The sequence below is a fragment of the Pseudomonas sp. P5_A2_2 genome, from assembly GCF_054177685.1.
The window spans coordinates 1-1,170 of sequence record NZ_JBGCUL010001240.1 but is presented as its reverse complement, the minus strand read 5'-3'; the positions used below and the strand labels follow the sequence as shown (position 1 = coordinate 1,170).

Genomic DNA, 1,170 nt, shown 5'->3' with positions numbered 1-1,170 from the left:
GGTTGTAGCCGACCGAGGCGACCATATCGACCTCGCCTTCGACGAACACCCGGCGGTTATGGCTCGGCACGCAGAACGAGTTGGCGTGGCTGATCGAGTTGCCGGGGAAACCACGCACGCCGAGCATCTGCGCCTTGGGTTTGGCGTAGTCGCCGATGCAGGAAATGTTGGCCTGACCGTAACGGTCGATCTGGGTCGGGCCGACCAGCGCATGGCGCTTGCCGCCCCATACGTTGTCGAAAATCCGCGAGAACCCCATCCAGCTGTCACGCTTGGGTTCATAGCCTTTGCGTGCGCCCAAAGGCACCGGCTCGGCGACCATGTAGGCTTCGGAGTCGGTCATCAGCAGGTTCGGGTTGCTGGTCAACATGGCCAGCGAAGCGGCCAGACGCGGGATCACGCCGATGCCGGAGGCCAATACTTCGCCGTCTTCGCGCCAGGCTTCGGAGGCCGCGCAGATCATCAACTCGGCGAGGCTGTAATCAGTAGTGCTCATCGAAAGGCTCCTTAGAAAATCGGCAACGGCAGTTCACGGATCGCAGCCAGGCCGCCGACCTTTTCCAGATACTGTTCGTGGGTGCAGTCGACGTAGTCGCGCAAGTAGCCCTGCCAGCCATCGACCGCCTGGACCGTGGCGTTGTAGGCCTTGAAATGCGCGACGTCGAAACCGTACAGCGGCGCGCAGGAAGACGGATGCGCCCCGCCCGGCACGTGGGCCACGGCGGTGGTCAGGTTGCGTTCCCAGAACACTTGATGGGCGTGGGCGCTGTCCTGATGGAAATACTCGCTGTCGACCAGTTCATCGCAGGTCACGTAGCTGTGGGTCGCAGCGCGCACGAACAGGTCGTCCATGTAGTGATCCGGACCGCTGATCTGGCACACGCCGCGTTTGTCGGCGCGGTCAACGTGGACCAGCGCCGCGTCGAGCTTGAGCGCCGGCATGGCGACCCAGTCCTTGCCATCGGCATAGGGCGAGGCAATCAACTTGATCTGGCGGTTATGGCGCAGCACGTCAGTGCCCAGGCCCACGGCGGTTGGAATGAATGGCACGTTCATCGCTGCGGCGCGCAGGCCGAGCAGCAGCATGCCTTCGTCGATCTCCATCACTTCCAGCGCCGCTTCCTGGCGCGCCTTGCGGAAGTACGGTTCCAGCGGAATGAAATCCAGGGA

The 1,170-nt window shown here is 63.1% G+C and carries 1 protein-coding gene and 1 pseudogene; both read right to left on the bottom strand.

The annotated features are described in order from the left end of the window. Nucleotides 1-496: pseudogene (locus ACXRVY_RS30450) on the bottom strand (ketoacid CoA transferase); the annotation flags it as partial. 11 nt (nucleotides 497-507) lie between these two features. After that, nucleotides 508-1,170 (bottom strand): CoA transferase subunit A (locus tag ACXRVY_RS30445; RefSeq protein WP_458239133.1); only part of this gene is annotated, 663 nt, incomplete at its 5' end.